25 protein-coding genes are annotated in these 26,607 nt (G+C 66.1%); 11 read left to right on the forward strand and 14 right to left on the reverse strand.

What is annotated here, in order from left to right:
• Nucleotides 1-21: 21 nt before the first annotated feature.
• Complete coding sequence (locus FRZ44_RS17920; protein ID WP_191908162.1) at nt 22-963, reverse strand: LysR substrate-binding domain-containing protein; 942 nt, start codon at nt 961-963, stop codon at nt 22-24.
• Between the two features lie 113 nt (nt 964-1,076).
• Between FRZ44_RS17920 and FRZ44_RS17925 the strand changes: the two genes are divergently transcribed.
• On the forward strand, nt 1,077-1,883 hold the full coding sequence (locus tag FRZ44_RS17925) for an alpha/beta fold hydrolase (protein ID WP_191908163.1): 807 nt from the start codon (nt 1,077-1,079) through the stop codon (nt 1,881-1,883).
• A 9-nt stretch (nt 1,884-1,892) separates the two neighbouring features.
• Here FRZ44_RS17925 and FRZ44_RS17930 read toward each other — a convergent pair whose 3' ends face one another.
• The 3 genes from FRZ44_RS17930 to fliI are packed head-to-tail and all read right to left on the reverse strand — an operon-like array spanning nt 1,893 to nt 4,014.
• Nucleotides 1,893-2,138: a hypothetical protein gene (locus FRZ44_RS17930; protein WP_151178472.1), complete on the reverse strand. Its 246-nt coding sequence runs from the start codon at nt 2,136-2,138 to the stop codon at nt 1,893-1,895.
• 8 nt (nt 2,139-2,146) lie between these two features.
• The gene (locus tag FRZ44_RS17935; protein WP_151178473.1) at nt 2,147-2,566 is read right to left on the reverse strand and encodes a hypothetical protein; all 420 of its coding nucleotides are present in this window, start codon (nt 2,564-2,566) and stop codon (nt 2,147-2,149) included.
• Nucleotides 2,563-4,014 (reverse strand): flagellar protein export ATPase FliI, encoded by a 1,452-nt coding sequence (fliI, locus tag FRZ44_RS17940; RefSeq protein WP_151178474.1) that lies wholly within the window; start codon nt 4,012-4,014, stop codon nt 2,563-2,565. The genes FRZ44_RS17935 and fliI overlap by 4 nt, the downstream gene beginning before the upstream one ends.
• A gap of 178 nt (nt 4,015-4,192) precedes the next feature.
• Between fliI and ctrA the strand changes: the two genes are divergently transcribed.
• Nucleotides 4,193-4,918 (forward strand): response regulator transcription factor CtrA, encoded by a 726-nt coding sequence (gene ctrA / locus FRZ44_RS17945; protein ID WP_151178475.1) that lies wholly within the window; start codon nt 4,193-4,195, stop codon nt 4,916-4,918.
• Nucleotides 4,919-5,088: 170 nt separating this feature from the next.
• Here ctrA and FRZ44_RS17950 read toward each other — a convergent pair whose 3' ends face one another.
• From FRZ44_RS17950 to FRZ44_RS17975, 6 genes are all read right to left on the reverse strand, one after another.
• Nucleotides 5,089-5,934 carry a CheR family methyltransferase gene (locus tag FRZ44_RS17950; RefSeq protein WP_151178476.1) on the reverse strand — a complete coding sequence of 282 codons (846 nt, stop codon included), beginning with the start codon at nt 5,932-5,934 and terminating at the stop codon, nt 5,089-5,091.
• Nucleotides 5,931-7,073, reverse strand: coding sequence for a protein-glutamate methylesterase/protein-glutamine glutaminase (locus FRZ44_RS17955; RefSeq protein WP_151178477.1), 1,143 nt, complete (start codon nt 7,071-7,073; stop codon nt 5,931-5,933). The genes FRZ44_RS17950 and FRZ44_RS17955 overlap by 4 nt, the downstream gene beginning before the upstream one ends.
• A gap of 21 nt (nt 7,074-7,094) precedes the next feature.
• Entirely contained in the window at nt 7,095-7,460 is a 366-nt protein-coding gene (locus FRZ44_RS17960; protein ID WP_151118950.1) for a response regulator, read from the reverse strand.
• 56 nt (nt 7,461-7,516) lie between these two features.
• Complete coding sequence (locus FRZ44_RS17965; protein WP_151178478.1) at nt 7,517-8,008, reverse strand: chemotaxis protein CheW; 492 nt, start codon at nt 8,006-8,008, stop codon at nt 7,517-7,519.
• Nucleotides 8,005-10,977, reverse strand: coding sequence for a hybrid sensor histidine kinase/response regulator (locus FRZ44_RS17970; protein WP_151178479.1), 2,973 nt, complete (start codon nt 10,975-10,977; stop codon nt 8,005-8,007). The genes FRZ44_RS17965 and FRZ44_RS17970 overlap by 4 nt, the downstream gene beginning before the upstream one ends.
• A gap of 310 nt (nt 10,978-11,287) precedes the next feature.
• Nucleotides 11,288-11,938 (reverse strand): histidine phosphotransferase family protein, encoded by a 651-nt coding sequence (locus FRZ44_RS17975; protein WP_191908164.1) that lies wholly within the window; start codon nt 11,936-11,938, stop codon nt 11,288-11,290.
• A gap of 154 nt (nt 11,939-12,092) precedes the next feature.
• Between FRZ44_RS17975 and FRZ44_RS17980 the strand changes: the two genes are divergently transcribed.
• The 6 genes from FRZ44_RS17980 (at nt 12,093) to FRZ44_RS18005 (ending at nt 19,985) form a co-directional block, all read left to right on the forward strand.
• The gene (locus tag FRZ44_RS17980) at nt 12,093-12,299 is read left to right on the forward strand and encodes a DUF3553 domain-containing protein (protein ID WP_151180353.1); all 207 of its coding nucleotides are present in this window, start codon (nt 12,093-12,095) and stop codon (nt 12,297-12,299) included.
• Between the two features lie 54 nt (nt 12,300-12,353).
• A complete protein-coding gene (locus FRZ44_RS17985; protein WP_151178481.1) occupies nt 12,354-14,060 on the forward strand; it encodes an NAD(P)H-dependent oxidoreductase subunit E in 1,707 nt (568 codons plus the stop codon).
• A complete protein-coding gene (fdhF, locus tag FRZ44_RS17990) occupies nt 14,057-16,828 on the forward strand; it encodes a formate dehydrogenase subunit alpha (RefSeq protein WP_151178482.1) in 2,772 nt (923 codons plus the stop codon). Before FRZ44_RS17985 ends, fdhF begins: the two co-directional genes overlap by 4 nt.
• A 144-nt stretch (nt 16,829-16,972) precedes the next feature.
• Nucleotides 16,973-17,755, forward strand: a complete 783-nt coding sequence (locus FRZ44_RS17995) for a hypothetical protein (protein ID WP_151178483.1) — start codon at nt 16,973-16,975, stop codon at nt 17,753-17,755.
• A 32-nt stretch (nt 17,756-17,787) separates the two neighbouring features.
• A complete protein-coding gene (locus FRZ44_RS18000; protein ID WP_151178484.1) occupies nt 17,788-18,552 on the forward strand; it encodes a hypothetical protein in 765 nt (254 codons plus the stop codon).
• Between the two features lie 272 nt (nt 18,553-18,824).
• Entirely contained in the window at nt 18,825-19,985 is a 1,161-nt protein-coding gene (locus FRZ44_RS18005) for an EAL domain-containing response regulator (RefSeq protein WP_191908165.1), read from the forward strand.
• A gap of 10 nt (nt 19,986-19,995) precedes the next feature.
• Here the strand turns inward: FRZ44_RS18005 and FRZ44_RS18010 are convergent, their stop codons facing one another.
• The 3 genes from FRZ44_RS18010 to fdhD are packed head-to-tail and all read right to left on the reverse strand — an operon-like array spanning nt 19,996 to nt 22,923.
• Nucleotides 19,996-21,363 carry a hypothetical protein gene (locus FRZ44_RS18010; protein WP_151178486.1) on the reverse strand — a complete coding sequence of 456 codons (1,368 nt, stop codon included), beginning with the start codon at nt 21,361-21,363 and terminating at the stop codon, nt 19,996-19,998.
• A 31-nt stretch (nt 21,364-21,394) separates the two neighbouring features.
• Nucleotides 21,395-22,018, reverse strand: coding sequence for a molybdenum cofactor guanylyltransferase MobA (gene mobA, locus FRZ44_RS18015; RefSeq protein ID WP_151178487.1), 624 nt, complete (start codon nt 22,016-22,018; stop codon nt 21,395-21,397).
• 20 nt (nt 22,019-22,038) lie between these two features.
• Nucleotides 22,039-22,923: a formate dehydrogenase accessory sulfurtransferase FdhD gene (gene fdhD / locus FRZ44_RS18020; protein WP_151178488.1), complete on the reverse strand. Its 885-nt coding sequence runs from the start codon at nt 22,921-22,923 to the stop codon at nt 22,039-22,041.
• Nucleotides 22,924-23,102: 179 nt separating this feature from the next.
• Between fdhD and FRZ44_RS18025 the strand changes: the two genes are divergently transcribed.
• Genes FRZ44_RS18025 through FRZ44_RS18035 form a run of 3 tightly spaced genes read left to right on the forward strand, consistent with a single transcriptional unit; the run spans nt 23,103 to nt 25,427 of the window.
• Nucleotides 23,103-23,807, forward strand: a complete 705-nt coding sequence (locus FRZ44_RS18025; protein WP_151178489.1) for an ABC transporter permease — start codon at nt 23,103-23,105, stop codon at nt 23,805-23,807.
• Complete coding sequence (locus FRZ44_RS18030) at nt 23,804-24,538, forward strand: ATP-binding cassette domain-containing protein (RefSeq protein WP_151178490.1); 735 nt, start codon at nt 23,804-23,806, stop codon at nt 24,536-24,538. Before FRZ44_RS18025 ends, FRZ44_RS18030 begins: the two co-directional genes overlap by 4 nt.
• 40 nt (nt 24,539-24,578) lie before the next feature.
• Nucleotides 24,579-25,427 carry a substrate-binding domain-containing protein gene (locus tag FRZ44_RS18035; RefSeq protein ID WP_407657994.1) on the forward strand — a complete coding sequence of 283 codons (849 nt, stop codon included), beginning with the start codon at nt 24,579-24,581 and terminating at the stop codon, nt 25,425-25,427.
• Between the two features lie 7 nt (nt 25,428-25,434).
• On the opposite strand, the gene FRZ44_RS18040 is transcribed toward FRZ44_RS18035, so the two are convergent.
• Nucleotides 25,435-26,481 (reverse strand): hypothetical protein, encoded by a 1,047-nt coding sequence (locus tag FRZ44_RS18040; RefSeq protein ID WP_151178491.1) that lies wholly within the window; start codon nt 26,479-26,481, stop codon nt 25,435-25,437.
• Between the last annotated feature and the right edge of the window lie 126 nt (nt 26,482-26,607).

The raw sequence follows: 26,607 nt of genomic DNA on the forward strand, positions 1-26,607 counted from the left end.
GCCATTTCCCTTTCTGCTTCCCTATTTCGATCGGGCGGCGCGACGGCGTTCGCGAGCGGCCGGCGCCGCGACCGCTGCTTCCTCCACCAGCCAGCGTTCCACCTTGCGCGCCGCCGCGGTCGGCGCCTCGCCCTTGATCCGCACCAGGTAATACCCGGCAACGCTCTGGGCCTCGCGTTCGAACGGGGCGATCAGTCGGCGGCTGGCGAGCAGGCGATCCACAATCGGCCGCCGCCCCATCGCGATCCCGACGCCTTCCAATGCCGCCTGCAGAGTCAGCTCCGAGGAGTCGAGCACCAGCGCCTGCCCCACCGGCGGCGCAATGCGGTGCGCAAGACACCATTCCTCCCATTCGCCCGGATGGAGCCCGTTGGCGATCAGCCTCGCCGACCGGATCAGGTCCGCGGGCTCCATCCTCTTCCACTTCGCCATGAAGGCCTCCGTCGCCACCGGAAAGAACTGCTCCGACAACAGCTGTGTCGACTGGAAGCCGTGCCAGCTGCCCAGGCCGTAGCGGATGCCAAGATCGATATTCTCGCGGGCAAAGTCGCATTTCCGATTGGTGGTGAGGAGCTGCAGATTGATCCCGGGCTGGCGCCGCTGCAGCGCGTCGAGACGCGGGATCAGCCAGAAAGCCGCGAGCGAAGTCGGCAGGGTCAGCGTGACGCGCGCCTGGTCGGGCGATCCGGAGACCTCCGCGGTTGCCCGCAGCAGCTCGCCGAAGGACCGCCTCACGCTCGCATAATAGCGGCTGCCGACCGGCGTCAGGTGCATCTCGCGGCCTTGCCGCTCGAACAAGGCCGCGCCCAGCAATTGCTCGAGACGCTTCACCTGATGGCTGACCGCGGATTCGGTGACGCCGAGAAGCTCGGCCGCGATGCGGAAGCGGCCGGCCTGGGCCGCCAGATAGAAGCTGCGGATCGCGTTCAGCGGCAGACGCCGCATCTCATCGGGTTCGGCCAAAGGCGACTCCATGACTTGAATACGATTCATGTATTTGGATTTCGTTGTCAATTGTAGCGCGGGTCCGAACGCTCAAAATCCCTTCCATGAAACCTCCGGATAGGGATCCGATCATGAGACCGTCACCGCAATACTTCAATTCAAGTCAAGGGCGCGTGGCCCATTGGACAGTCGGGTCCGGGCCCGACCTCGTCCTGGTGCACGGCACGCCCGCCTCCTCCTATGTCTGGCGCCGCGTGGCCGAGAAGCTGCAGGCGAACTGGCGGGTCTTTCTCTTTGACCTGCCGGGCTACGGGATCTCCGACCAGTTCGAAGGCCAGGATGTGCGGCTGCGCAGCCAGGCCAAGGTGCTGGCGGAGCTGCTGCGCCATTGGGGCCTCGACCGGCCGCGGATCGTCGGCCACGACTTCGGCGCCGCGGCCGTGATGGGGGCCCATCTCGTCGAAGGTTGCCCGGTCCGCGACCTGGTCATCGCCGATGGGGTCGTGCTCAACCCCTGGGGCACCCCCTACTCGCTGCTGATCCAGCAGAACATCAAGGTGTTCGAGCAGATCCCGCCGCATATTCATGCCGCGGCCATGGCCGAGCATCTGCGCGGCACCACCAGCCGGTATCTGCCGGACGCCGAGTTCGCACCCTTGCTGGCTCCCTGGCTCGGAGAGAAGGGCCAGAAGGCCTATTACCGGCAGGTCGAGCAATATGATCACGACTTCACGGCACGGCTGGAGACGCTCTATCCGAAAGTCGCGGTGCCGCTGTCGGTGCTATGGGGCGAGGAGGATCGCTGGATCCCGATCGCGCAAGGCGAACGCTTCGCCAAGCTGGCGCCCGGCGCGACCTTCACGCGCCTGCCCGATGCCGGTCATTTCCTGATGCTTGATTGTCCCAACACGGTGGCGGGCTTGATCGATCGCGCCTGACGAAACAGCTCATCCTTCCCGCAGCAGCGCCCGCTTGGCCCGGCCGAATTGCAGGAACAGGAGCGCCCCCACGGCGACGAGGATGGCGCCCAGCGGCAGGGCATAGATCGTGCGGGCATGGGCGCCGGCCGCGAACGAATCCGTTTCCTGGAGGGCCAGCAGGATCAGGGCGAGGCCCCACAGCGTGAAGCCGCCTGAACTGAACCATCGGGCGCATTCGATCACACCGCCCCAGAAGGCGCGACCCAGCATCATTCTCGTCCCTATCGCCGGCGGCGATGAAGCTCCATGCCGATTTCATCTTCGCGTATGCGCTCGCGCCGCTTGATCTCGGCCTGCTTGCGCTCTTCGCGACTCTTCAATGCCTGTTCGTATTTCTCGAGCTCGCGATAGACCTCGAGCACGGCCTCGCGCGCCTGTTCGATCCGGAAGGTGACGTCGGCCTGCGAACGCACCAGCTTCTCGCGCCGCATCCGGGCGAGATCGGCGAAGGCGGCGAAGGCGCGTGACAGCTCCAGCGTCTTGTGTTCCTTGGTGGCGGCCGCCTCGCGCTCGACGGACTCGTCGAGCGTCCTGATCTGGTCGTTCAGCCGCTCGGCCAGGCGCTGCAGCTCGCCCATCTTCCGGCGCTCTTCCTCGAGGCGCCAGCGATGGAGCCGGACCAGTTGATCGACCGCGCTCATGCGGCCCTCGCGCCGGCGGCGGGTTTGGTGGCGGATTTAACCGCGGGCTTTGCCGCGGGTGCCGGTGCGGGCGCAGCGGCGGCCGGGGCCGCTGCCTTGGCGGCCAGGATCTCCTCCAGCGCGCGGTAGCAGCCGGCGAGGCTCGCCTTCTCGGTCTTGCCCTGCTTGAGGAAGCTCTCGAGCTGCTCGTGATAGCGGATCGCCTCGTCGACCTCGGGATCGCTCCCGGCGCGATAGGCGCCGAGCCGGATCAGCTCGGCCATGTTCTCATAGGTCGCCATCAGCCGGCGCGCCTTGCTGACGACCGCGTTCTCTTCGTCATTGTTGCAGCCGGGCATGGTGCGCGACAGGCTTCGCAGGATATCGACCGCCGGATAGCGTCCGCGCGCGGCGATGTTGCGGTCGAGCACGATATGGCCGTCGAGGATGCCGCGCACCGCGTCGGCGATCGGCTCGTTGTGATCGTCGCCCTCCACCAGCACGGTGAAGAGGCCGGTGATGCTACCGGTCCCGGTGCCGGGCCCCGCGCGCTCGAGGAGGCGCGGCAGCTCGGCGAAGACCGACGGGGTATAGCCCTTGGAGGCCGGCGGCTCGCCGGCGCTGAGGCCGATCTCGCGCATGGCCATGGCGAAGCGCGTGACGCTGTCCATCAGGCAGAGCACGTCATGGCCCTGGTCGCGGAAGAACTCGGCCATCGACAGGGTCAGATGGGCCGCCTGGCGCCGCATCAGGGGCGGCTCGTCCGAGGTCGCCACTACAACCAGCGAGCGAGCCAGACCCTCGGGGCCCAGGTCGTCCTCAAGGAATTCCTGCACCTCGCGGCCGCGCTCGCCGATCAGGCCGATCACGTTAACGTCGGCCGTGGTGTAGCGCGCCATCATGGAGAGAAGGACAGATTTGCCGACCCCGGAGCCCGCGAAGATGCCCATGCGCTGGCCGCGGCAGCAGGTCAGGAAGGTGTTGATCGCCTTGACGCCCAGGTCGACCTTGCCGGCCACCCGCTTGCGGGCATGGGCCGGCGGCGGCGAGGCGCGCAGCGGATAGCCGCGGGCGCCCGGCATGAGCGGCCCCTTGCCGTCGATCGGCTCGCCGAAGGCATTGACGACGCGGCCGAGCCAGCTGGGGGCCGGGCGGATGGCAGGCTCGCTGTCGGCGAGCTCCACCTTGCAGCCCAGCCCGATGCCCTCCAGGCCGCCGAAGGCCATCGCCAGGGCCCGATCATTACGGAAACCCACAACCTCGCAGGGCACCCGCCGGCCGGCCTGGCCCAGCAGGTCGCAGCGCGCGCCGACCGAGAGATGGCGGGCGATCCCCCCCACCTCGACCAGCATGCCCAGCAGGGATGCCACCCGCCCATAGAGCCGGGCGGAGGGCAAACGTGCAATTTCTTCAAGGAGGTAGCTCAGGTCGGCGGTGCCGGTCCCGGCCGTGGCAGTTTGAGAATTCATTCGTTATATCCGATGGTTAGTCGGATTATGCCCGGTCATTCCTAAGCTTCCATGAATCGGGCCGGGTGATCATTTTCAGAAAATCACAGCCGGGCGCTCCGCCTTTAGGAATTGTTAATAAACTCGCGCCACATTGGTTAATAGGTTAACCTGGTCTCAACGGCGACAGAGGCTACCAATGCGCGTACTCCTGATTGAAGACGACACCACAGTGGCCCAATCGATTCAGCTCATGCTGAAGTCCGAAGGCTTCGTCGTAGATGCAACCGACATGGGCGAAGACGGCCTCGAGATCGGTAAGCTTTATGACTACGACATTATCCTTCTGGATCTCATGCTGCCCGACATCGAGGGCTACGAGGTTCTGCGCCGGCTCCGCGCGGCGCGCGTCAACACGCCGATCCTGATTCTTTCGGGCCTCGGCGAGCTCGACAACAAGATCAAAGGTCTCGGCTTCGGCGCCGACGACTATCTCACCAAGCCCTTCGACAAACGTGAACTGATCGCAAGAATCCAGGCGATCGTCCGTCGCTCGCGCGGCCATAGCGACTCCGTGATCCTCACCGGCAAGCTCAAGGTCAATCTCGACACGCGTACCGTCGAGGTCGAGGCCCAGCCGCTGCATCTCACCGGCAAGGAATATGGCATCCTCGAGCTGTTGAGCCTGCGCAAGGGCACGACGCTCACCAAGGAGATGTTCCTGAATCATCTCTATGGCGGCATGGACGAGCCGGAGCTGAAGATCATCGACGTGTTCGTCTGCAAGCTGCGCAAGAAGCTCTCGGCCGCGACCGGCGGCGACAACTACATCGAAACCGTCTGGGGCCGCGGCTATGTGCTGCGCGATCCGGTGGAACCCGCCAACGAGACCCTGGCCCGGCGCCCGGCTGCTGCCAGCGCCTGACCAGCCGCTTCTGTCGCCAAGTGCAAAACGGCGCCCTCGCGGGCGCCGTTTTTGTTTATGCGCACCGGCCTGGTGAAGAAAGTCGGTGCCAGCTTCCCCCTCCTAAAAGCAGAACGGCGCCCTTTCGGGGCGCCGTTTCCATTTCGTCGCGATCACGTCGCCGCCGGCGTTCATCCCGCCGCGGCGATGCGTGCCTGTTCGCTCTTCGGCACCACCCCATAGACGCCGCGCTGGCCGTTGATGAGCTTGAAGCGCTCGGTCAGGCCCAGCACCGTCTCGGCGCCGCCGAGGAAGAGGAAGCCGTCCTCGGGCATCAGGTTGGCGATGCGGTCGAGCACCTTGGCCTTCGTGTCCTGGTCGAAATAGATCAGCACGTTGCGGCAGTAGACCACATCGAAGCGACCGAGCACCGTGGGGTCGGTCAGGAGGTTGAACTCGCGATAATCGACCATCGAGCGGATCTTCGGGCTGATCTGCCAGCGATCGCCGGACTGGGCGAAATACTTCACCAGCAGAGTCACCGGCAGGCCGCGCTGCACCTCGAACTGCGAATAGACGCCTTCCTTGGCGCGCGCCAGAATTTCGGAGGAGAGGTCGGTGGCGACGATCTCGATGGTCCAGCCCGCGAGCTGCGCCGCCATTTCCGAGAGGATCATGGCGAGCGAATAGGGCTCCTGGCCGGAGGAACAGGCGGCGCTCCAGATCCGCAGGCGGCGCTGGCCGGTGCGGTTCTTGAGCATCGCCGGCAGGACCAGCTCCTTGAACTGGTCGAACGGCTTGATGTCGCGGAAGAAGAAGGACTCGTTCGTGGTCATGGCTTCGACCACGTCGCGGATCAGGGCCTCGTCCGGCTTGCTGCGGAGCGACTTCACCAGGTCCTCGAACCCGGCGAGCTTCCACTTGCGCGCCACCGGCAGGAGGCGGCTCTCCATCAGATAAGCCTTGTCCGGCGAGAGCACCAAGCCCGAGCGTTGGCGCAGCAGCCGGCAGATCATATCGAAATCGTCGCGGTTCATGCTGCTGACCTCATTGCGAGCCGGCGCAGATAGGGAGCGATCTCGGGCAAAGGCAGCACCGCGCTGCAAAGCCCCGTCTTCGCCACCGCGCCGGGCATGCCCCAGACCACACTGGTAGCCTCATCCTGAGCCACGACCGAGCCCCCCGCGGCAACCACCGTGGAGGCGCCCTTCTGGCCATCGGAACCCATGCCGGTCAGGATCAGCACCATACAGCGCGCGCCATAAGCGGCGGCGACGCTGCGCAGCATGGGATCCACGGCCGGTCGGCAGAAATTCTCGGGCGCGGTCTTCACCAGACGGATGATCTTCTTCCCGTCCTCGATCGCCACCGTCATATGGATGTCGCCGGGCGCCACATAGATGCGGCCCCGCATGACCGGCTCGCCGTCGCGGGCTTCGGCCGTCGGAATCTTGCTGGCCTGGGCGATATGCTCGGCCAGGATCGCCGTGAAGGTCGCCGGCATATGCTGGGTGACCAGGATCGGCAGGTCGGACTTGCCACCCAGCCCGCCCAGTACCTTGAAGAGCGCCTGGGGGCCGCCGGTCGAGCTGCCGATGGCCAGGATCTCCGGCTGGAGGGTCGCCTCGGGGCGCAGCTTGAGGGGTACCGGCGGGCCCGCGGGCGCGGCCGGCGCGGTCCGGCGGGCCGGCGTCGGCGCCGCATTGGCGCTCTCCGGATGCTTGCGCCGGTAGACCTGGCCCAGTTCCTTGACCTTCGAGGTCAGCTCGCGCTTGAAGCTCTCGGCCGTCACCAGCTCCGACGAGCTGGGCTTGGCCACGTAGTCGGCGGCTCCGGCCGCCAGCGCCTGGAGGCTGATATCGGCGTTGCGCCGGGTCAGGGTCGAGGCCATCACCACCTGGAGGCCCGGCCTGGCGGCCAGGAGCTTCGGCAGGGCGGTGATGCCGTCCATGACCGGCATCTCGATATCAAGGACGACGACCTCGACGTTCGAGCGGCCGACGATGTCGACCGCCATCTGGCCGTTGCTGGCCGAATGGACGACCTTGATGCCGGCGTCGGCCTCGAGCGCCTTCGAAATCAAACCGCGGATCACGGCCGAGTCGTCCACGACCATGACCCGCACGGGTTGGGTGCGGGATTCGGCCGGCGGGGCGATGGGGGAAATCAGTGTCATTGAGGTGATGATGATCGGGTTCTAGAGCAGGCCGACTTGATTGAACTTCGACTCGATGATCTCGCTGTCGAAGGGCTTCATGATGTATTCGTCGGCGCCGGCCGTGATCGCCTCCTGGATGTGCTTCAGGTCGTTCTCGGTGGTGCAGAACACCACGACCGGCTGCTTGGAACCGTCCATGCGGCGCAGGCCCTTCAGGAAATCCATGCCGTTCATGACCGGCATGTTCCAGTCGAGCAGGATCGCGTCGGGCATGGCGCGCTTGCAGATGTCCATCGCGGCCTGGCCGTTCTCGGCCTCCTCGATCTGAAAATTCAGGCTCTCGAGGATCTTTCGCGCGACCATTCGGACGACCTTCGAGTCATCCACGACGAGACAGCGCTTCATGTTCTTCTCCCGTTATCCGATCGGGGCCCGCGAGGCCCCGATCCCCCGTCACTTCCTCAGGCCGCTTCCGCCTTGGCAAACTGCAACAGCTGGGAGACATCGAGGACCACCAGCAGCGAGCCGTTGAGGCGATAGATACCATCCGAAAAGTCGCGCCAGCGCGGGTCGAGCGTCGGCGGGTTGCGTTCATAGGCGGCGCCCTCGAGGCTCAGCACCTCGCCGACCGAATCGACGATCAGGCTGTAGAGCTCGCCGTTCTGCTCGACGACGATGCTCATCGAGTTCTGGCCCTTCTCGCGACGATCGAGGCCGAGGCGCAGGCGCAGATCGATCGCCGTCACGATGCGGCCGCGCAGATTGAGCGACCCGGCCACTTCCTTCGGCGCCAGCGGAATGCGGGTGATGCGCTGCGGGCCCAGCACGTCCTGGACCTTCAGGACCGGGATGCCGAACAGCTGGCCGGCGACGGTGAAGGAGACGAAGTCGTGCTGCCCCTCGCCGGTGCTCTTGCCGACGCTTTTGGAGGCTGTGGGAGTGGCGGCGTTCATGCGGCACCTTTGAGCTCGGAGAAGGCCTCGGACAGGGTCTGCAGCAGCGCATCGCGATCGAACTTGGCGACATAGTCGTCAAAGCCGACCTTGCGGCCGCGGGCGATGTCCTTGGGCGACGAATGGGAGGAAAGGGCGACCAGCGGCGTATCGCGCCAGCGCTCGTTCTTCTTCAGGGCCTCGGCGAACTCGAAGCCGCTCATGCCGGGCATCTCGATGTCGCTGATGATGACATCGTACTGCTCGCCCTGATCGCAGAGCTTCAGGGCCTGGTCGGCGCTCGACGCCGTCATCACATCGTAGCCGGCCGAGGACAGCAGCGGCGCGATCAGGTTGCGGAAGAACGGACTGTCGTCCACCAGCAGCAGGCGACGGCTGGTCTCCTCGCCGAACACGGCGTTCTTGTCGCCGAACCAATCGGCGAAGGCCTGGTTCAGGTAGTAGCCGGTATCGATGATGTCGGTTGCCTTGCCGGCCACGATGGCGCTGCCGAGACGGCCGGGGTTCGCCGACGACAGCTCGACCTCGAGCCGGTCCTCGACGATATCGACGATCTCGTCCACCAGGAGGCCCATCGAACGCTGGCGGTCCGAGAACACCAGCACCGGCTGGCGGCCGTCGGCCGGCATCTCCATGCCCTCCTGCATCGCCACCAGCGGCATGAGCTGGCCGCGATACTGGACCATATGGCGGTCGTTCGAACGCTCGATCGTCTTGCGGTCGATCTCCTCGAGACGGGCCACCAGCGCCAGCGGAACGGCCTTGGGCGCCGCGGTTCCGGCGCGGAACAGGATCAACGGCACCTTCTCGCCGCTGTGGCCGTCGCGGACCTGGGCCTGCTCGGCCTGATCGCCATGGGTCGCGTTGATCTGGCCCGACGCCGACGCGATGCCGTTCGGATCCAGGATCATGATCACGCTGCCGTCGCCGAGGATGGTGTTGCCGGAGAACATCGAGATGTCGCGCAGGATCGGCGCCACCGGCTTCACCACGATTTCCTCGGTGTCGAACACGCGGTCGACCATGATGCCAAAGGAGTAGGTGCCAACCTGGGCCACGACGATGAAACTGCCCTGGCCGGTCTGGTTCGCCTGCTCGTCGTTGCTGTCGAGCTTGAGCAGCTTGCGCAGCGAGACCAGCGGCAGGAGGCGGTTGCGCAGACGCAGGACCGGCGTGTCCTTGATCTGCTCGACGGTAGTGTCGGAGTTGGCGGCGGCGCGGACCAGCTCGACCACGCTGATCTGCGGGATCGCGAAGCGCTCGCCGGCGCACTCGACGATGAGCGCGGAGACGATCGCGAGCGTCAGCGGGATCTTGATGACGAAAGTGGTGCCGGAGCCTTCCGTCGAGCGCATCTCGATGGTGCCGCCGATCTTCTCGATATTGGTGCGGACCACGTCCATCCCGACGCCGCGACCGGAGACGCTGGTCACCTTGGCGGCGGTGGAGAAGCCGGCCTTGAAGATGAACTGCTGGACCTGCTGCAGGCTCATCTCGGCCAGCTCGGCCTCGGAGGCAAGCCCGTTCTGCAGGGCCTTCGCCTTGATCTTGTCGGTCGAGAGGCCCTTACCGTCATCGGCAATCTCGATGATGATATGGCCGCCCTCGTGATAGGCGTTCAGGGTGATCTTGCCGGTATCGTTCTTGCCGGCGCGGCGACGCTCCTCCGGGGTCTCGAGGCCATGGTCCGCCGAATTGCGCACCATGTGCGTCAGCGGATCCTTGATCATCTCGAGCACCTGGCGATCGAGCTCCGTCTCGGCGCCCAGCATCACCAGATCGATCTTCTTGCCGCATTCCAGCGAGAGGTCGCGGACCAGGCGCGGCAGCTTCGACCAGGCGTTGCCGATCGGCTGCATGCGGGTCTTCATCACGCCTTCCTGAAGCTCGGAGGTGACGTGATTGAGGCGCTGCAGCGGCGCGGCGAACGGGCTGTCCTTCTGCGTGCGCAGGATCTGCAACACCTGGTTGCGGGTCAGCACCAGCTCGCTGACCATGGTCATCAGGTTCTCGAGCAGATCGACATTGACGCGGATCGACTGCTGCGCGACGGCGGATTCCTTCTTGTTCTCCTCGCTCTCGCCCTCGGCCTTGGCGGCCGGCCTGGCCGTCGCCTTGGGTGCCGGCGCCGGCTTTGCCGGCGCTTCGGCGGCCGGTGCCTCCAGCACCTCGGCGCGCAGGCCGGCGACCAGGGTCAGGATCTCGGCGCGGGTCGCGGCCGCGACCTCGAGCGTCGTCAGCGAGGCCTCGATATGACCGAAGGCCGCATCGCAGAGGCTGTCGGTCAGGCCGCGCGCATTGAGATGCTGCTTGGCTTCCGGCAGGGCGGGACCCTTGTAGCTGTCGGGGCCGCCGGCCTTGTTCGAGAAGAACTCGCGCAGGTTGCCCTGCAGGACGTCGAGATTGACGCCTTCGAAGAAGGTCTTGAGGCGATCGTCGGCGGACGCGCGGCCGACGAAGACCTCGACGACCGAATCGATCACCGACATGCCGCCGATGCGGTCGTAGAGCGACCCGCTCTTCGCCGATTTCGCCTCGGCCTTCGCCGGCTTCGGTTCGGCTTTCGGGGCCGCGACGGGCTTGGGCGCGGAGGCGCCGTCGGCGAGCGCATTGAGGCGCCGGATGAGATCGCTGTCGTCGCCCTCGGGCTCGGCACCGGCTTCCTCGAGGGTCGCGGTCAGCGAGCGCACGCGGTCGAGACATTCCAGGATGATCGACACCGCTTCGGGCGTGACCTCGAGCTCGCCGTCGCGGACCTTGCCGAGCACGTTCTCGCCCGCATGGGCGACGCGCTCGAGGCGGGGCAGACCGATGAAGCCGCAAGTGCCTTTGATCGTGTGCACGAGCCGGAAGATGTTTCCGAGAAGCTCCGGATCGTTCGGATTCTGTTCGAGCTTGACCAGCTCGACGTCGAGAACGGCCAGGCTCTCGGTGGTCTCGGTCAAGAATTCGCGCAGCAAGTCGTCCATGAGGAAGCGCCCTTCAGATGGCCCCGATACATTCGGGGTCGTCGCGTCTGGCGCGGCCGAAGCCTTTCCCACCGAAAGGACCCGCCGCCAGCCATCCGTCACGCTCTCAGAAACTGCTTAAAAACCCATAAAGGCTTGAACTCGCGAAATGTTCGGGCCTGTCGGGGAAAGGCCGGCGCAACCGGCGGACAAAACAAGGAAAGCCGGCCCGTGCGGGCGCGGCTTTCGCGATCCTCGTTTGCGGGGGCCCCCGCGATTATCCACAAGCTTTTCGGTTCGGCCGCCGCGGGTTCCCCCGGACCCGATGCTCTCAGGCCGACGGAATCCTGACTTCGAACAGCACCTCGCCCGGTGCCACGGCCTGCGGCTTCAGATGGGCGCCGAAGCGCGCGGCCAGCCGGCCGGCGAGATAGGCCTGCACGGTGCGCGGCGTGAGATCGTTGGGCGGCGTCTGGGCCGCAAGCGCGGCCGCTTCGTCGTCGGTGAGCTTCGCATCCGTCCCCATCGCCCGGACCACGAAACGGATCGCTCCCGCCTCGCCGGTCGTGAGCGCCAGAATCCGGCCGCCGCGCGGCAGCGCGTCGGCCGCCATCAGGATCATGTTGAGCAGCAATTTGCCGGCCCCCGCGGGCAGGGCCAGAGTCTCCGGGGACATCGACCAGTCGAGCTTCACGCGGCCGTCCTGGAACAGGCCCAGGGCGGCAGCCTGCGCCTCCTGCGGACGCACGATCTGATTGCCGGCATTGCCGAAGGCGAGCCTGAAGAACTGCACCAGCGCCGTCGCGCGCGCGGCCGACCGGCGCGCGAGACCGACAGCCTCCTCCTCCATCTGCGGACTTTCCGACAGGAGCTCGAGTCCGTTGGCAACGGCACTGATCGGGCCAACCAGGTCATGGCAGAGGCGCGAGGCCAGAAAATCGGCGACCGTGAATTCGTTCACTGCGTGGGGATCCGTCGTCATGGGGTCGCTCGCTCGCGATTGGCTCTGGATTGGTTGTGCCAGCATGTCGTCTCCGTGCCCTTACCTGTCGTTCTTTGCGTTTTGGCAGCCGTTCGAATTCCTTATACGATCCAGAGGCCTAAAGCCCTGGTCGAAAAGGCGGCAACCGATGATAATGGTGGACAATCTGGTGCCCGGCGCCTGGGTGCGCCATCCGGATCATCCGGACTGGGGCATGGGCCAGATACAGTCGATCGTCGGCCATCGGATCACCGTGAACTTCGAACATGCCGGCAAGCTCTTGATCAATTCGGATATCGTCACCCTCACCCTGGCCGGGCTCGAGTCCGAAACCGACGAAAAGGCTCGCCGCGACAGATAGCGCCGGCAATCCTTACCGAGACATTAACCCTGCTGTGAAATGCGTGAATCAGGCATGAGCGAAACCCCGACCCTGCAGCAGCCGCGAATGCATCCCGGCGCCGGCCGCCGCAAGGGCATGAACACCCCCAAAGGCCGCCAGATCGACCCGCGGGCCCTGGCCGAGATCCAGGCGCTCCTGGGCAGCCGTTCGCGCCAGCGCGACCTGCTGATCGAGCACCTGCACCTGATCCAGGACCGCTACCGGCATCTCTCGGCGCGCCACATGGCGGCGCTGGCCCATGAGATGCGCCTCGCCCTGACCGAGGTCTACGAGGTCGCGACCTTCTACGCCCATTTCGACGTGGTGATGGAGGACGAGGCGCCGCCTCCCGCCCTCACCATCCGCGTTTGCGACAGCCTCACCTGCGAGATGATGGGTGCGCAGCAGCTCCTGTCCGCCCTGAAGCAGCAGACCGATCCGAAGAAGATCCGCGTCGTCCGGGCGCCCTGCATGGGCCACTGCGCCACGGCACCCGTCGCCGAGGTCGGTCACAATCACATCCGCCACGCGACACCCGAAGCGATCCTCGCGGCCGTCAAATCGGGCGATACCCATGCCCACGCGCCGGCCTATAAGGATTTCGACGCCTATCGCGCAGAAGGCGGCTATGCGTTGCTCACCGAATGCCTCGACGGCAAGCGCAAGCCCGAAGATCTGATCGCCGTCATGGAGAACTCGGGCCTGCGCGGTCTGGGCGGCGCCGGCTTCCCGTCGGGGCGCAAATGGAAGTTCGTGCGCGCAGAGCCCGGCCCGCGGCTCATGGCCGTGAATGGCGACGAGGGCGAGCCCGGCACCTTCAAGGACCGCATCTATCTCGAGACCGATCCGCATCGCTTCCTCGAGGGGATGCTGGTCGCGGCCTGGGTGGTCGAGGCGGCCGAGGTCTATGTCTATATCCGTGACGAATATCCGGGCGTGCTGGCATTGCTGCGGGTCGAGATCGCGAAGCTCGAGCAGGCCGGCCTCACCAGGAGGACCCGCATCGATCTGCGCCGCGGCGCTGGCGCCTATATCTGCGGCGAAGAATCGGCGATGCTGGAATCGATCGAGGGCAAGCGCGGCCTGCCGCGCCACAAGCCGCCCTTCCCGTCCCAGGTCGGTTTGTTCGGCCGCCCGACGCTCATCCACAATGTCGAGACCCTGTTCTGGGTGCGCGACATCGTCGAGAAGGGCGCCGAATGGTTTGCGAGCCATGGGCGCAACGGCCGCAAGGGCCTTCGTTCCTTCTCGGTCTCCGGCCGCGTCAAGCATCCCGGCATGAAGCTGGCCCCGGCCGGCATCACCGTGCGCGAGCTGATCGACGAATTCTGCGGCGGCATGCAGGACGGGCACCGCTTCAAGGGCTATCTCCCCGGCGGCGCCTCCGGCGGCATCCTGCCGGCCTCGATGGACAATATCCCGCTCGACTTCGACACGCTGCAGCCGCACGGCGCCTTCATCGGCTCGGCCGCGATCATCGTGTTGTCCGACAAGGACAGCATGCGCGACGCGGCCCTCAACCTGATGCGCTTCTTCGAGGACGAATCCTGCGGACAATGCACGCCCTGCCGGGTCGGCACCGAGAAAGCCGTCAAGCTGATGAGCCAGCCCCGCTGGGACGGGGATCTGCTGACCGAGCTGGCTCAGGCGATGAACGACGCCTCCATCTGCGGGCTGGGCCAGGCGGCCTGCAATCCGCTCAGCACCGTGATGAAGCATTTCCCGGAGGATCTCGCATGAGCGAGCGCATCACCTTCACGCTCGATGGCCAGGAAGTAACGGCCGAGCCCGGCGAGAGCATCTGGCAGGTCGCGAACCGCCAGGGCAACGAGATCCCGCATCTCTGCTGGCAGCCCAAGCCCGGTTATCGCGCCGACGGCAATTGCCGCGCCTGCATGGTCGAGATCAAGGGCGAGCGCGTGCTGGCCGCCTCCTGCATCCGCAAGCCGACGGCCGGCATGGTCGTCACCACCGACAATGAGCGCGCCAAGACCGCGCGGAAGATGGTGATCGAAATGCTGGTCGCCGACCAGCCGGCGAAGGAGATCGCGCACGATCCCCAGTCGGAGTTCTGGCGCTGGGCCGACGCCATGGATGTCGAGGTGAGCCGCTTTCCCAAGCGCCAGGGTCACGCACCCGACCGCAGCCATGTGGCGATGGCGGTCAATCTCGACGCCTGCATCCAATGCAATCTCTGCGTCCGCGCCTGTCGCGAGGTGCAGGTCAACGACGTGATCGGCATGGCCTATCGCGGGCACGAGGCCAAGATCGTGTTCGACTTCGACGATCCCATGGGCGAGAGCACCTGCGTGGCCTGCGGCGAATGCGTCCAGGCCTGCCCCACCGGCGCGCTCATGCCGGCGACCGTGGTCGACGAGCGGAATGTCCGCACCGGCTATGCCGACCGGAAAGTCGAATCGCTCTGCCCCTATTGCGGCGTCGGCTGCCAGACGACCTTCAATATCAAGGACGACAAGCTGCTCTGGGTCGATGGCCGCAATGGCCCCGCCAATCAGGAGCGGCTCTGCGTGAAGGGCCGCTTCGGCTTCGACTATATCAGCCATCCGCACCGTTTGACCCAGCCGCTGGTCCGCAAGGAGGGCGTGGCCAAGGACGCGGATAGTTATGTCGACCCCGGCAATCCCTGGACCCATTTCCGCGAAGCGACCTGGGAGGAAGCTCTGGACCGGGCGGCCGCCGGCCTCAAGACCGTGCGCGACCGCGACGGATCGCTGGCGCTGGCCGGCTTCGGCTCGGCCAAGGGCTCGAACGAGGAAGCCTATCTGTTCCAGAAGCTGGTGCGCACCGGCTTCGGCTCGAACAATGTCGATCACTGCACCCGCCTCTGCCACGCCTCGTCGGTGGCGGCGCTGATGGAGTGCCTCAATTCGGGCGCGGTCTCGGCGCCCTTCATGGCCGCCAAGGATGCCGAGGTCGTGATCGTCATCGGGGCCAATCCGACCGTGAATCACCCCGTGGCCGCGACCTTCATCAAGAACGCGGTCAAGCGCGGCGTGAAGCTGATCACGATCGATCCGCGCGGCTCGGCTCTGAGCCGGCACGCCTCTCACAATCTGCGCTTCAAGCCGGGGCAGGACGTGCCGCTCTTGAACGCGATGATCCATACCATCGTCGCCGAGAAGCTCTACGACCAGCAATATATCGAGGGCTATGTCGAGGGCTTCGACAAGATCAAGGCCAATGTCATCGATTTCCCGCCGGAAAAGATGGCGCCGCTCTGCGGCGTCGAGGCCGAAACGATCAAGACGGTGGCGCGACTCTACGCCAAGTCGCGCGCCTCGATCATCTTCTGGGGCATGGGCATCTCGCAGCATATCCACGGCACCGACAATGCCCGCTGCCTGATCACGCTGGCGCTCATCACCGGGCAGATCGGGCGCCCGGGCACCGGCCTTCATCCCTTGCGCGGCCAGAACAACGTGCAGGGCGCGTCCGACGCCGGCCTGATCCCGATGGTCTATCCCGACTATCAGAGCGTCGAAAACCCCAAGATCCAAGATTTGTTCCAGGAGTTCTGGGGCCAGCCGCTCGATCCCAAGCGCGGCCTGACCGTGGTCGAGATCATCAATGCGATCCATGCCGGCCAGATCAGGGGCATGTATATCGAGGGCGAGAATCCCGCCATGTCGGACCCGGACGCGCATCACGCGCGCCAGGCCCTGGCCATGCTGGACCATCTCGTGGTGCAGGACATCTTCCTGACCGAGACCGCGTTCCATGCCGACGTGGTGCTGCCTGCCTCGGCCTTCCCCGAGAAGGACGGAACCTTCACCAACACCAACCGCCAGGTGCAGATGGGCCGCGCCGCCCTGCCGCTCCCCGGCAACACCCGCCAGGATTGGTGGATCATCCAGGAGATCGCCAACCGTCTCGGCTGCGGCTGGAGCTACAGCCACCCGAGCGAGATCTTCACCGAGATGGCGCAGGTGATGCCGTCGCTGAAGAACATCAGCTGGGATCGCGTCGCGCGCGAGGATTCGGTGACCTATCCCGCCGACAGCCCCGACCGGCCCGGCAACGAGATCATCTTCGCGACCGGATTCCCGACCGCCAGCGGTCGCGGCAAGGTCGTGCCCGCGCGGATCGTGCCGCCGGCCGAGCTGCCGGATGCGCAGTTCCCGATGGTGCTGTCGACGGGCCGGGTGCTCGAGCATTGGCATACCGGCGCCATGACGCGCCGGGCCTCGGCCCTCGACGAGATCGAGCCCGAAGCGACGGCCATGATGTCGCCGATGGATATCGAGGCGAGGGGCTTCCGGCCCGGCCAGATGATCCGGGTCGCCACCCGCCGCGGGGCCATCGACATCAAGCTGCGCTCAGACCGCGACGTGCCGACGGGCATGATCTTCATCCCGTTCTGCTATGCGGAAGCCGCCGCCAACATCCTGACCAACCCGGCGCTCGATCCGTTCGGGAAGATTCCCGAATTCAAGTTCTGTGCCGCCAAGGTCGACGCCTCGCCGCTGGCCGCGGTCGCGGCGGAGTAGCCGCGGCGCCGCGCTCGACCCCCGCAGCATTGGCGGCCGGACGGTCGCTGCCTCACGCTGGCGCCGACTCGGCCCCTCCGGATAGCGTTGCCCCCGACCGGCGAGGTGCCGTTCTCGGTACGCGTTCCAGCGGGAGGGAAGGTCATGGCCGCCGGCTCGATCAAGGTGCTGATCGGCACGCCCTGCCCTGGCAGTACCGTCACCAGCAATTTCGCGCATTCCCTCCTGGAGACGCAGCGCGCCTTCGACAAACGGGGCCTGCTGCTGGAGCTGATGCTGTTGCCGGGCGAGACCCTGATGGCGCGCGGGCGCAACGCGCTGGTCGGCGTCCTGCTGGACCGGCCGGATGTCAGCCATCTGTTCTTCATCGACGCCGATACCGGCTGGCGCGCAGAGCAGGTCTTGAGGATGCTCGACCTCGATCGCGACCTGGTCTGCGGCCTGCGCCCGGCGACGTCGCTGGATTGGGAGCGCGTGCGCGTCAATGCCGCCCGCGGTGTCAAGGATCTGGAAGCTTCGTCGCTCGACTACGGCCTGCCGCAGGACAGGACCGGCATTCCTTCGGCCCCCGTCCAGGATGCCAAGTGTTTCGCGCGCGCCGAGACGGCGGGTGCCGGCTTCATGCTGATCAAGCGCGAACTGCTGGAACGGATGCGGGCTGCCTATCCTGAAACCCGCTGCCTGCTGGCGCCCTCGGAAACCCGCGGGGTATCCGGCATGCCGGCATCGACCTTTGCGCTGTTCGGCAGCGAGGTCGACCCGGAAACCGGCCTCTATCGCGGCGAGGAATTCGGTTTCTGCCGGCGCTGGCGGGCGCTCGGCGGCGAGATCTGGGTGGATCTGGCCGGCCGCCTCGATCATATCGGCAGCCTGACCTTCCATGGCGATTTCAGAACGCAGATGCAGCGGGTCGGCCCGAAGAGCTAGGGCCCTCCCTGCCAAAGGCAGGAGCTTCACGGATGGAACCGCGCACGAACATCCTGGTCGGCACGCCCTGCTATGGCGGCAACCTCACGCCGGCCTATCTTCAATGCCTGCTGGAATTGCAAAAGACCTGCGACCGGCGCGGCATCGGGTTGGAACTGGTGACGCTGGCCGGTGAAAGCCTGATCCCGCGCGGCCGCAACACCATCGTCGCCAATTTCCTCGACCATCCCGCCTTCACCCATCTGTTCTTCATCGATGCCGACACCGGCTTCAGTGTCGCGCAGGTGCTGCGCATGGCGGAGTTCGATCGGGACGTTGTTTGCGGCGTTTGTCCACTGAAGCGAATCGACTGGGAGCGGGTGCGCGCCAATGCGTCGAGCGGCGTCGCCAATCTCGAGGCCTCCTCGCTCCAGTATGTGCTGTCGGCGCGAGACCCCCTGGCGACGTCGATCCGGCTGCAATCTGTCAACGGCTTCGCCAAGACGGACTATGGCGGCTCCGGCTTCATGCTCATCAAGCGGGGCGTGTTCGAGCGGATGAAGGCCGCCTATCCCCAGACCAAATACGAGCATTCGCACTTCGTCAGCAAGGGCGGCCGGCCCAGCAGCGAGAATCTCTATGCGTTCTTCGACTGCGAGGTCGATCGGGAGACGAAGGTCTATCTGAGCGAGGACTATCTGTTCTGCCGCCGCTGGACCGAGATCGGCGGCGAGATCTGGGTCGACCTCACCAGCAGGCTCGACCATATCGGGAACTACGCGTTCCACGGCAATCCTCTGGCCGCCGTTCAAGGCTGATCGGCTATTGCACGATCAACACACAGTTCCCGTGCCAGTTTGCCGCGCGGCGCCCCGCGCGCCGGCGTTAATCATTGAGGCGGCGCCGTTATTGGCGGAACCCGTCGTTAACGGGTCACAGATTGGCCACAACGCCATTTGCCGGGTTGGGCCAGTTTCTTCAGGTGAGGTCACGCCGCTTATTGCCGTTCATTCCCGTCTAAAGGCCATTCATGAGTTCTTCGATTTCAAATCGGCTTTTGATTCTCGACCCCGACCGAAATAGCGGCGGCATGCTCGCCGGCGCGGCGGCGGACTCGGGCTATGAGACCGCGCATGCGACCGCGTTCGGCGAGTTCCTGCAATATCTGCAGCTCTGGAATCCGGCTTTCGTCCTGCTCGATGCCGGCACCCCGGGCGACGACGGCATGGCCATGCTCCGGCCTCTCTGGGAATCGCGCAGCCCGGCGGTGACCCTGTTGATGGGCCCGGTCGCGGATCAGAGCAGGCTTCATCTTCTGCAGCATCTCGGGACCGGCCGCGGCCTGACGATGGGCGGCATGATCTTCAAGCCGCTGCATCGCAACGAAATCGTCCAGACCCTGACGAGCCTGCGCGACAGCCGGCATTGGCTGACGGAGGCCGCCGTGACGCGCGGTCTGGAACAGGGCGAGTTCTTCCTCGAATACCAGCCGCTGGCGAACATCCGCAGCGGCCATATCAGCAGCGTCGAATCCCTGATCCGCTGGCGCCATCCGCATCGGGGGCTGATCGGCCCCGATGCCTTCATTCCCTTCGTGGAAGCTTCGAACGCCGTCGGGCCCCTGACACGATGGGTCGCCATGACCGCCATCGCGCAGCTCGGGGCCTGGTCCCGGGAGGGGGTCGAGCTCGACCTCGCCATCAATTTGTCGGCACGCAATCTCTGGGATGCCGATCTTGCCGACGCGATCCTGGCAGCCTGCGAGGCGGCCGACATCGCCACCTCCCGCCTTACCCTGGAGCTCACCGAGTCGGCCGCGGTCGAACGGCCTCAGGAGGCCATCGCCGCCCTCTCGCGCCTGCGGCTCAGCGGCATCAAGCTGGCCATCGACGATTTCGGAACGGGCTACTCCTCGCTGGCTCAGCTTCGCCACCTGCCCTTCTCCCAGATCAAGATCGACCGGGCGCTGGTGACGAACTGCCAGCAATCGCACAGCGCGCTCCAGATCATCAGCACGGTCGTCGATCTGGCGCGGAGCCTCGGCCTCCACTGCATCGCCGAGGGCGTCGAGACCAGGTCGGATTTCGACGCGATCGGCAATCTCGGCTGCGACACGGCGCAAGGCTATCTGATCAGCCGTCCCCTGCCGGCGGACCGGCTGCGGACCTGGCTGGCGGACTGGCCGGTCGTGCCGGGTCCGCGCCGCAGCATCGAGCTGCTGCGAAGCATCGCGCGCAGCGCTCACGCCTGACGGCAGCTCCCTAGGGCTGAACCGCCAGGATCTTGCCTTCGACCGCGCAGTGGGCACCGCCCTCGCCGCTGTCCTCGGGTTGATGCGCCCAGACCGTCGGCAGGAACAGAGGGTGGTTCTTCTCGATGGCGGCGGTCGAGATCAGCCGCGTCTGCTTGCCCTCGAGCGACTGCGAATAGACCACGCCAACCCCCGCCATGAAGGCCCATTGGTCATCCCAATGAAGGCGGACGACCTGCACCGCCCGGCCCTGCTCGTCCGTGCCCGACCAGCGTTCCACGGCCGGCAGGCTGGCGGGTTTACCGGCACCCGGATAAAGCTTGCCGTCGAGGCCGACGCCGAGCTGGTCGTAATCCACGCTCGCCGTTTCGTCGGCGCTCTGCGATTCGACGGCTGTCCAGATTTCGAAATGCGGCGCCTGGACCCAGGACTTTCCCTTGGCGGCCTCGATCTCCTTGGCCGCGGTCGGATCGTAGAGCTGGAGCAGCAACTCGTTGTAGCCCTGGGCCATGACGCGGATGTCGGCGCTCGTGTCGCTGCCGGCGGGCTTGCCGAAGACGAGGAACCCGTTTCTGCCGTCGGTCGACAGCTCGAGCGAGCAATTCCCGAGAACGGTCCCCGGTGCGATGGGATCGGCGGCACTGCCCAGGGGCGCGGGGATCACATAGGCGGCGACGCTGTCCGCGGTCGGCTGGGCCACGAATTTGCGATCGAGCGAGTCCGGCCAGTCTGGGCAGCCCATCTCTCCGTCGTCGTCCGAGGCGGCTTCGGCGGCACCCTGCCAGGCCAGGGATCGTGCCTGCAGGGCCCGCATATCGAGATCGAGCACCGTGCCCGAGTTGGGCATCACCGTGTTGAAGGAGCAGCTGCGCTCACGCAATTCACGAAAAGGCGAGAGGCTGTAGGTCACGACCGAATCCCAGCGCCAGGCCGAGCCGCCGCTCTGGCCATGGATCAGGCGGTTGGGCTTGATCGTGACGTCGTCCTCGCCGACACCGGCCGCCCCATAGCCGTCATTGCAGAGCGACATGAGCTGCCGGGGAGCGTCGCTGGCGCGCAGAAGCCAGTACTCGACGCCGCCATCCTTGCTCTCGGAATCGGGATCCGAATTGCAGCCTTCTTCCGGCGCCTCGGCCGGCTTGTCGGCGAGCGCCAGATGCAGCTCTACCACCGTCAGGGCCTTGCCCTGGTCGTCTTTTCCGGCATCGACCGCCTGGGTGATCTTGCAGCTGGCCCGCGACCCGCAGATCGCGTCCTTCTGTTCGGCCGTCGGCGCCGCGGCTTCGGCGACGGGCGCGGCCGTCATGAGAGACAACAGCACCAAAATCCCGAGGATCGGTCGCAAGTCGAGTGAGAGCCGCTTCGCGGAGTGAGACATGGGTCGTTCTTGCGGTGGAGGAAAGGAGTCTTCAGGGCGCCCGTGACGCCAGCCGCTCGGCTTCGACCAGGTCCTCCGGCCGGTTGGCGTTGAAAAAGGGATCGACAGGCTCCGATGAAAATTCGACCTGCGCAAGCCGGTAACGCGCGGTCCAGAGATCGACCTTGCGAATTCCTTCCTCCGCCAGGGCGAGGCGCAGCGCCGCGCGGGCCGCGACCGGCCAGAGCCCGACGACGGGATGCGCCTGGCCGCCGCTGGCGGCACAGGTCATGTCCGCCTCGCCCGCGAGACAGGGCCCCAGCAGGCGCGGGACGAGATCGCGCGGCAGGAAGGGCGAATCGGTGGGAGCCGTGATCACCCAGGGGCAATCCGGCGCGTTGACGGAGGCCCAGTCCAAGCCGGCGAGCACGCCCGCGAGAGGTCCCACGAAGCCCTCGATGCTGTCAGGCACCACGGGAAGGCCGTAATCCGCGAAGCGCACCGGATCCCCATTGGCGTTCAGGCAGAGCCGACGAACCTGCGGCTGCATGCGCTCGATCACATGGGCAAGGACGGGGCGACCTGCGAGAAGGCGCAAGGTCTTGTCGCCCCCGCCCATGCGGCGCGAGAGCCCGCCCGCCAGCAGCAGGCCGATGACGGGCGGTGTGTCAGGCATGGAACACCGGGCGTCCTCGCTCACGCCGGGCCATCGTCGGAGAGGCTCGATTTGCGTTGATGGCGGGGCTCCTCGCCGTCACCTTCGGCGGCCGGCGCGTCGAACCGGATGCGGTGCTCGCCGGCGAGCGCCAGGAAGCGGCGGCCCTTGGCCCGCCCAATCAGGGTGAGATCCGCCTTGCGCGCGAGCTCGACGCCCCAGGCGGTGAAGCCAGATCGCGACACCAGGATGGGGATGCCCATCTGCACGGTCTTGATCACCATCTCGCTGGTGAGCCGGCCGGTCGTGTAGAAGATCTTGCCCTGGGGCGGGATGCCTTCGAGATGCATGTAGCCGGCGATCTTGTCGATCGCATTGTGGCGGCCGACATCCTCCATATAGATCAGCGGCCGGTCCTCCTCGCACAGCACGCAGCCATGGATGGCGCCGGCGGCGAGATAGAGACTGGGCGCGGTATTGATCTTCCTGCTGAGCGCATAGAGCCACGACGTGCGGATCAGGGCCGCCGGATCGAGGCGAATCTCCTCGAACTTCTCCATCAGATCGCCGAACACGGTTCCCTGCGCGCAGCCCGAGGTCAGTGTCTTCTTCCTGAGCTTCGTCTCGTAGTCGGTCTTGCGCTCGGTCCGCACCACGACGGTTTCCAGCTCCTCGTCATAGTCGATCGCCGTGACGCGGTCGTCCGGCTGCAGCATGTTCTGATTGAGGAGATAGCCCACCGCCAGATAGTTCGGAAAATCGCCGACCGTCATCATGGTCACGATCTCCTGTCCGTTCAGGAACAGCGTGAGCGGCCGTTCCACGACGACGCTGGTTTCGACCGCCCGGCCATCCTGGTCGAGGCCGGTGACCCGGCGGGTGAGCCGGGGATCGTCGGGGTCGGGTCGAACGCGAAATTCCTGCATGGACCGCACTATGGGGAGAGGCATCGAGCGGAACAAGGCATGAGCTGGAAACCGCCGGGCGGCCGCACCCTGCCGGCGCCGGGTCGCAGGCTACCATCCCGCTTTGACACCCCGATTCCCGGGAATTATACATATCGCCGGCTATCCCCACATCACCACGCGCAGGGCCCGGCCCCTACATGCAGGATCTAGGCGCGGCCCTCGGCCTTGCTTTCCATCTGATCGCGAACGGCGATGCCGCTCTCGCCGAGATCGTCGGCCGTTCGCTTGCCGTCAGTCTGGGTGCCGTGGTGCTGGCGACGCTGGTGGGCCTGCCGCTGGGTGCAGCGTTGGCGCTGTTCCGGTTTCCCGGCCGGCATGCGGCGACCGTACTGCTCAATGCACTCATGGGCTTGCCCCCGGTCGTGGTCGGCCTTGTCGTCTATCTGCTGTTGTCGCGTTCGGGCCCGCTGGGCGTGCTCGGCCTGCTCTTCACGCCGACGGCGATGGTGGTTGCCCAGTTCGTCCTGGTAACGCCGATCGTTGCCGCGCTGGCGCGCCAGACCGTCGAGGATCTCTGGGCGGAGTATTCCGAACAATTGCGTTCGCTCGGCACGACGCCCGCGCATGCCCTCCCGACGCTGCTCTGGGACGGCCGCTTCAGCCTGATCACCGCCATTCTGGCCGGCTTCGGGCGTGCCAGCGCCGAGGTCGGCGCCGTCATGATCGTGGGCGGCAATATCGATCATGTGACCCGCGTCATGACGACGACCATCGCGCTCGAAACCAGCAAGGGCAATCTGCCGTTGGCCCTCGCTCTCGGCATCGTGCTGATGCTGCTCTCGCTCGGCGTGAATGCCGCGGCATTTCTGTTGCGCGAGACCGCGCGGGAGCGCACGTCATGAGCGCCGGCACGATCCTCCCGCTTCGGCTCGAGGCGGTTGCCTTCGAAGCGAGCGGCCGCACGCTGATCGAACCCGTGACACTCGACATCACGCGCGGACCGCGCAGCCTCCTGCTCGGACCCAACGGATCGGGCAAGAGCCTCTTTCTGCGCCTCTGCCATGGCCTGATCCGACCCTCGCGAGGCCGCGTGCACTGGAAGGGCGAAGGCGCCAATGGCGGCGGCCGCAGTCTGCTGCATCGCCAGGCGATGGTATTTCAACGCCCGGTGATGTTGCGCCGCTCCGCCATCGCCAATGTCGAATATGCGCTGAAGCTGCGCGGCCTGGACCGCGACGCGCGTCGCGACCGGGCGCGGGAGATGCTGGCCCGCACCGGGCTGGCGGCTCTCGCGCGCATGCCCGCGCGCGCCCTTTCAGGCGGCGAGCAGCAGCGGCTGGCCCTGGCCCGCGCCTGGGCGATCGAGCCCGAGATTCTGTTTCTGGACGAACCGACCGCTAATCTCGACCCCGCCGCCGTCAAGATGGTGGAGGAGATCATCGGCGCGATCCATGCCGCCGGAACCAAGATCGTGATGACCACGCATGATCTGGTCCAGGCTCGCCGGCTGGCCGACGAGATCATCTTTCTGCATCGCGGCCGGGTCGTCGAACGGCGCGAGGCCGCGTCATTCTTCTCGAGACCCGAGACCGAAGCCGCCAGGGCTTTCGTCGAGGGCCGGCTCGACTGGTAGAGACCGCCCCCTTGGGGGCATTCCGAAGGGAGACTTCGTCATGACGATCACCCGACGCCGATGGCTCATGCTCTTCGCCGTCCTCCTCGCCACGGTGGCATCGGCAGCTTCGCCCCCGCCGGCAGCCGCCGCGGATCGCTACATCACCGTGGCCTCGACCACCTCGACGCAGGATTCGGGGCTGTTCGACTATCTGCTGCCGATCTTCACCGCCAAGACCGGCATCGAGGTTCGGGTCGTCGCCAAGGGCACCGGCGAAGCGATCAAACTGGCCCAGGCGGGGGACGCCGATGTGCTCTTCGTTCACCACAAGCCGTCGGAGGAGAAGTTCGTCGCCGATGGGTATGGCGTGAGGCGCTATCAGCTCATGTATAACGATTTTCTCATCGTCGGCCCGAAGGCCGACCCGGCCGCCATTGCCGGCACGAGCGACGTGGTCGACGCTCTCAAGAAGATCGCGGCCGCCAAGGTCCCCTTCCTCTCGCGCGGCGACGACAGCGGGACCAACAAGGCCGAGGTGACGCTCTGGAAGGCCGCGGAGATCGATCCCAAGCAAGCCAGCGGAACCTGGTATCGCGAGACCGGCGCCGGAATGGGCCCGACCCTCAACACGGCAGTCGGCATGGCCGGCTACACCCTGACCGATCGCGCGACCTGGCTGGCGTTCCAGAACAAAGGCGATCTCGTCGCCCTGGTCGAAGGCGACAAGCGCCTCTTCAATCAATATGGCGTCATCCTGGTGAACCCGGCGAAGTTCCCGCATGTCAAGGCGGCCGACGGACAGACCTTCATCGACTGGCTGGTGTCGCCGGAAGGTCAGAAGGCCATTGCCGACTTCAAGGTGGAGGGGCAATCGGTGTTCTTCCCCAATGCGGAGCCCTCCTCCTGATCGGCCCCTAGGCCCTGGACAGGCGGCCTTGGACGCGAAGTCCCTGTGCCAGACCCCACGCGATCGCCCGCTCGACCTGCTTGCGGACGCGTGCCGGTTGGGGCAGATCGAGATCGCCCGATGCGATCTCGACCCTGCCCGACGCCGGGCACCAGCTGGGAATGAGAGCCGACACTTCCGCCGGACAGAACTGCATCAACAGCGCCCGGTTATTGTCGGCGAGCAATTCCAGGATCCGCTGACGGACCGAGGCGCCGAATATGCGTGCATCGGATCTGGCAAACAGGCCCGCGGCCTCCGCCCAATCGAACAGGCGGACGTCATGCGGGCCGCGGAACAGAAGATTCGCATGACGGTGGCAGAAGCTCAGAAAGGCCGGATGCAGCATGCGATTCTCGCTGGTCATGCTGCAATCGAGCCCGGCGGCACCGAGCCGGGCGGCGAAATCCAGCAGCAGATTGTCGCCCCATAGCGCCGAGGGGTCGACTGGCCTGACCGCAATCCGCTGCCGCCCGATCGCCTCCGCCCAGGCGCGTGCCGCCGCGAGAAAATCGGGATAGCCCGCCTCGGCACGCCGCAGCGCCCAGCGCGCCGGCGACTCCCGGGAAATCTTGAGCGCGAACTGCTTCCAGTAGGATTCGAGCCAGAGGTCGGGTCGGCGCACATAGAGCACCACCTCGAGATCGAAGCGCCGCGCGACCTCTCCGAAGGCCGCCAGCAGGATGCTCCGATCGGCCGACAGGCGCGTCAGGTTCTTGGCCGACCAGACGATCACGCCGCCCTTGGCGTTCCTGGATTCGGCCTCGAAGGCCCGGCAATAGCGATCGATCAGTGCGGCGGTCTTTTCCTGGACGCTGCCGGCCCCATCCAGGATCGCCTCGAATTGCAGATCCGGCCCCATGGGCGATATCCGGTCGGGCTTGATGGGCATGAGCGAGGCATCCAGCGGATAGATCCCCTGTTCGCGCAGCCCGCTGGCATTGCGCCGAAGAAAGGACTGTATGCTGGTCGACGCGACCTTGGGCGCGCCGACATGGACGACGACCTTCTGCAATCCCCGATCCCCACCAGACTCGCGGGCCCACCCCTCGATGGTTCCCGCCTTTATGGCAGGATTCGCCCGCAATTCGATCCCCGAAATCGGGAAGGAAAGCCCCGGAAAGCGCGCAACGCCGGCGGG

The sequence above is a fragment of the Hypericibacter terrae genome, assembly GCF_008728855.1.
Classification (GTDB): Bacteria; Pseudomonadota; Alphaproteobacteria; order Dongiales; family Dongiaceae; genus Hypericibacter; species Hypericibacter terrae.

Coding starts and splice junctions, on each gene's coding strand:
- FRZ44_RS17980 (WP_151180353.1), top strand. CDS start 12,093: ATGGTGGACAATCTGGTGCCCGGCGCCTGGGTGCGCCATCCGGATCAT.
- FRZ44_RS17995 (WP_151178483.1), top strand. CDS start 16,973: ATGGCCGCCGGCTCGATCAAGGTGCTGATCGGCACGCCCTGCCCTGGC.
- FRZ44_RS18030 (WP_151178490.1), top strand. CDS start 23,804: ATGAGCGCCGGCACGATCCTCCCGCTTCGGCTCGAGGCGGTTGCCTTC.
- fdhF (WP_151178482.1), top strand. CDS start 14,057: ATGAGCGAGCGCATCACCTTCACGCTCGATGGCCAGGAAGTAACGGCC.
- FRZ44_RS18000 (WP_151178484.1), top strand. CDS start 17,788: ATGGAACCGCGCACGAACATCCTGGTCGGCACGCCCTGCTATGGCGGC.
- ctrA (WP_151178475.1), top strand. CDS start 4,193: ATGCGCGTACTCCTGATTGAAGACGACACCACAGTGGCCCAATCGATT.
- FRZ44_RS18035 (WP_407657994.1), top strand. CDS start 24,579: ATGACGATCACCCGACGCCGATGGCTCATGCTCTTCGCCGTCCTCCTC.
- FRZ44_RS17955 (WP_151178477.1), bottom strand. CDS start 7,073: ATGACACTGATTTCCCCCATCGCCCCGCCGGCCGAATCCCGCACCCAA.
- FRZ44_RS17935 (WP_151178473.1), bottom strand. CDS start 2,566: ATGAGCGCGGTCGATCAACTGGTCCGGCTCCATCGCTGGCGCCTCGAG.
- FRZ44_RS17930 (WP_151178472.1), bottom strand. CDS start 2,138: ATGATGCTGGGTCGCGCCTTCTGGGGCGGTGTGATCGAATGCGCCCGA.
- FRZ44_RS17985 (WP_151178481.1), top strand. CDS start 12,354: ATGAGCGAAACCCCGACCCTGCAGCAGCCGCGAATGCATCCCGGCGCC.
- FRZ44_RS17925 (WP_191908163.1), top strand. CDS start 1,077: ATGAGACCGTCACCGCAATACTTCAATTCAAGTCAAGGGCGCGTGGCC.
- FRZ44_RS17975 (WP_191908164.1), bottom strand. CDS start 11,938: ATGACGACGGATCCCCACGCAGTGAACGAATTCACGGTCGCCGATTTT.
- FRZ44_RS18005 (WP_191908165.1), top strand. CDS start 18,825: ATGCTCGCCGGCGCGGCGGCGGACTCGGGCTATGAGACCGCGCATGCG.
- FRZ44_RS18010 (WP_151178486.1), bottom strand. CDS start 21,363: ATGTCTCACTCCGCGAAGCGGCTCTCACTCGACTTGCGACCGATCCTC.
- FRZ44_RS17950 (WP_151178476.1), bottom strand. CDS start 5,934: ATGAACCGCGACGATTTCGATATGATCTGCCGGCTGCTGCGCCAACGC.
- FRZ44_RS17960 (WP_151118950.1), bottom strand. CDS start 7,460: ATGAAGCGCTGTCTCGTCGTGGATGACTCGAAGGTCGTCCGAATGGTC.
- fdhD (WP_151178488.1), bottom strand. CDS start 22,923: ATGCAGGAATTTCGCGTTCGACCCGACCCCGACGATCCCCGGCTCACC.
- mobA (WP_151178487.1), bottom strand. CDS start 22,018: ATGCCTGACACACCGCCCGTCATCGGCCTGCTGCTGGCGGGCGGGCTC.
- FRZ44_RS18025 (WP_151178489.1), top strand. CDS start 23,103: ATGCAGGATCTAGGCGCGGCCCTCGGCCTTGCTTTCCATCTGATCGCG.
- FRZ44_RS17970 (WP_151178479.1), bottom strand. CDS start 10,977: ATGGACGACTTGCTGCGCGAATTCTTGACCGAGACCACCGAGAGCCTG.
- fliI (WP_151178474.1), bottom strand. CDS start 4,014: ATGAATTCTCAAACTGCCACGGCCGGGACCGGCACCGCCGACCTGAGC.
- FRZ44_RS17965 (WP_151178478.1), bottom strand. CDS start 8,008: ATGAACGCCGCCACTCCCACAGCCTCCAAAAGCGTCGGCAAGAGCACC.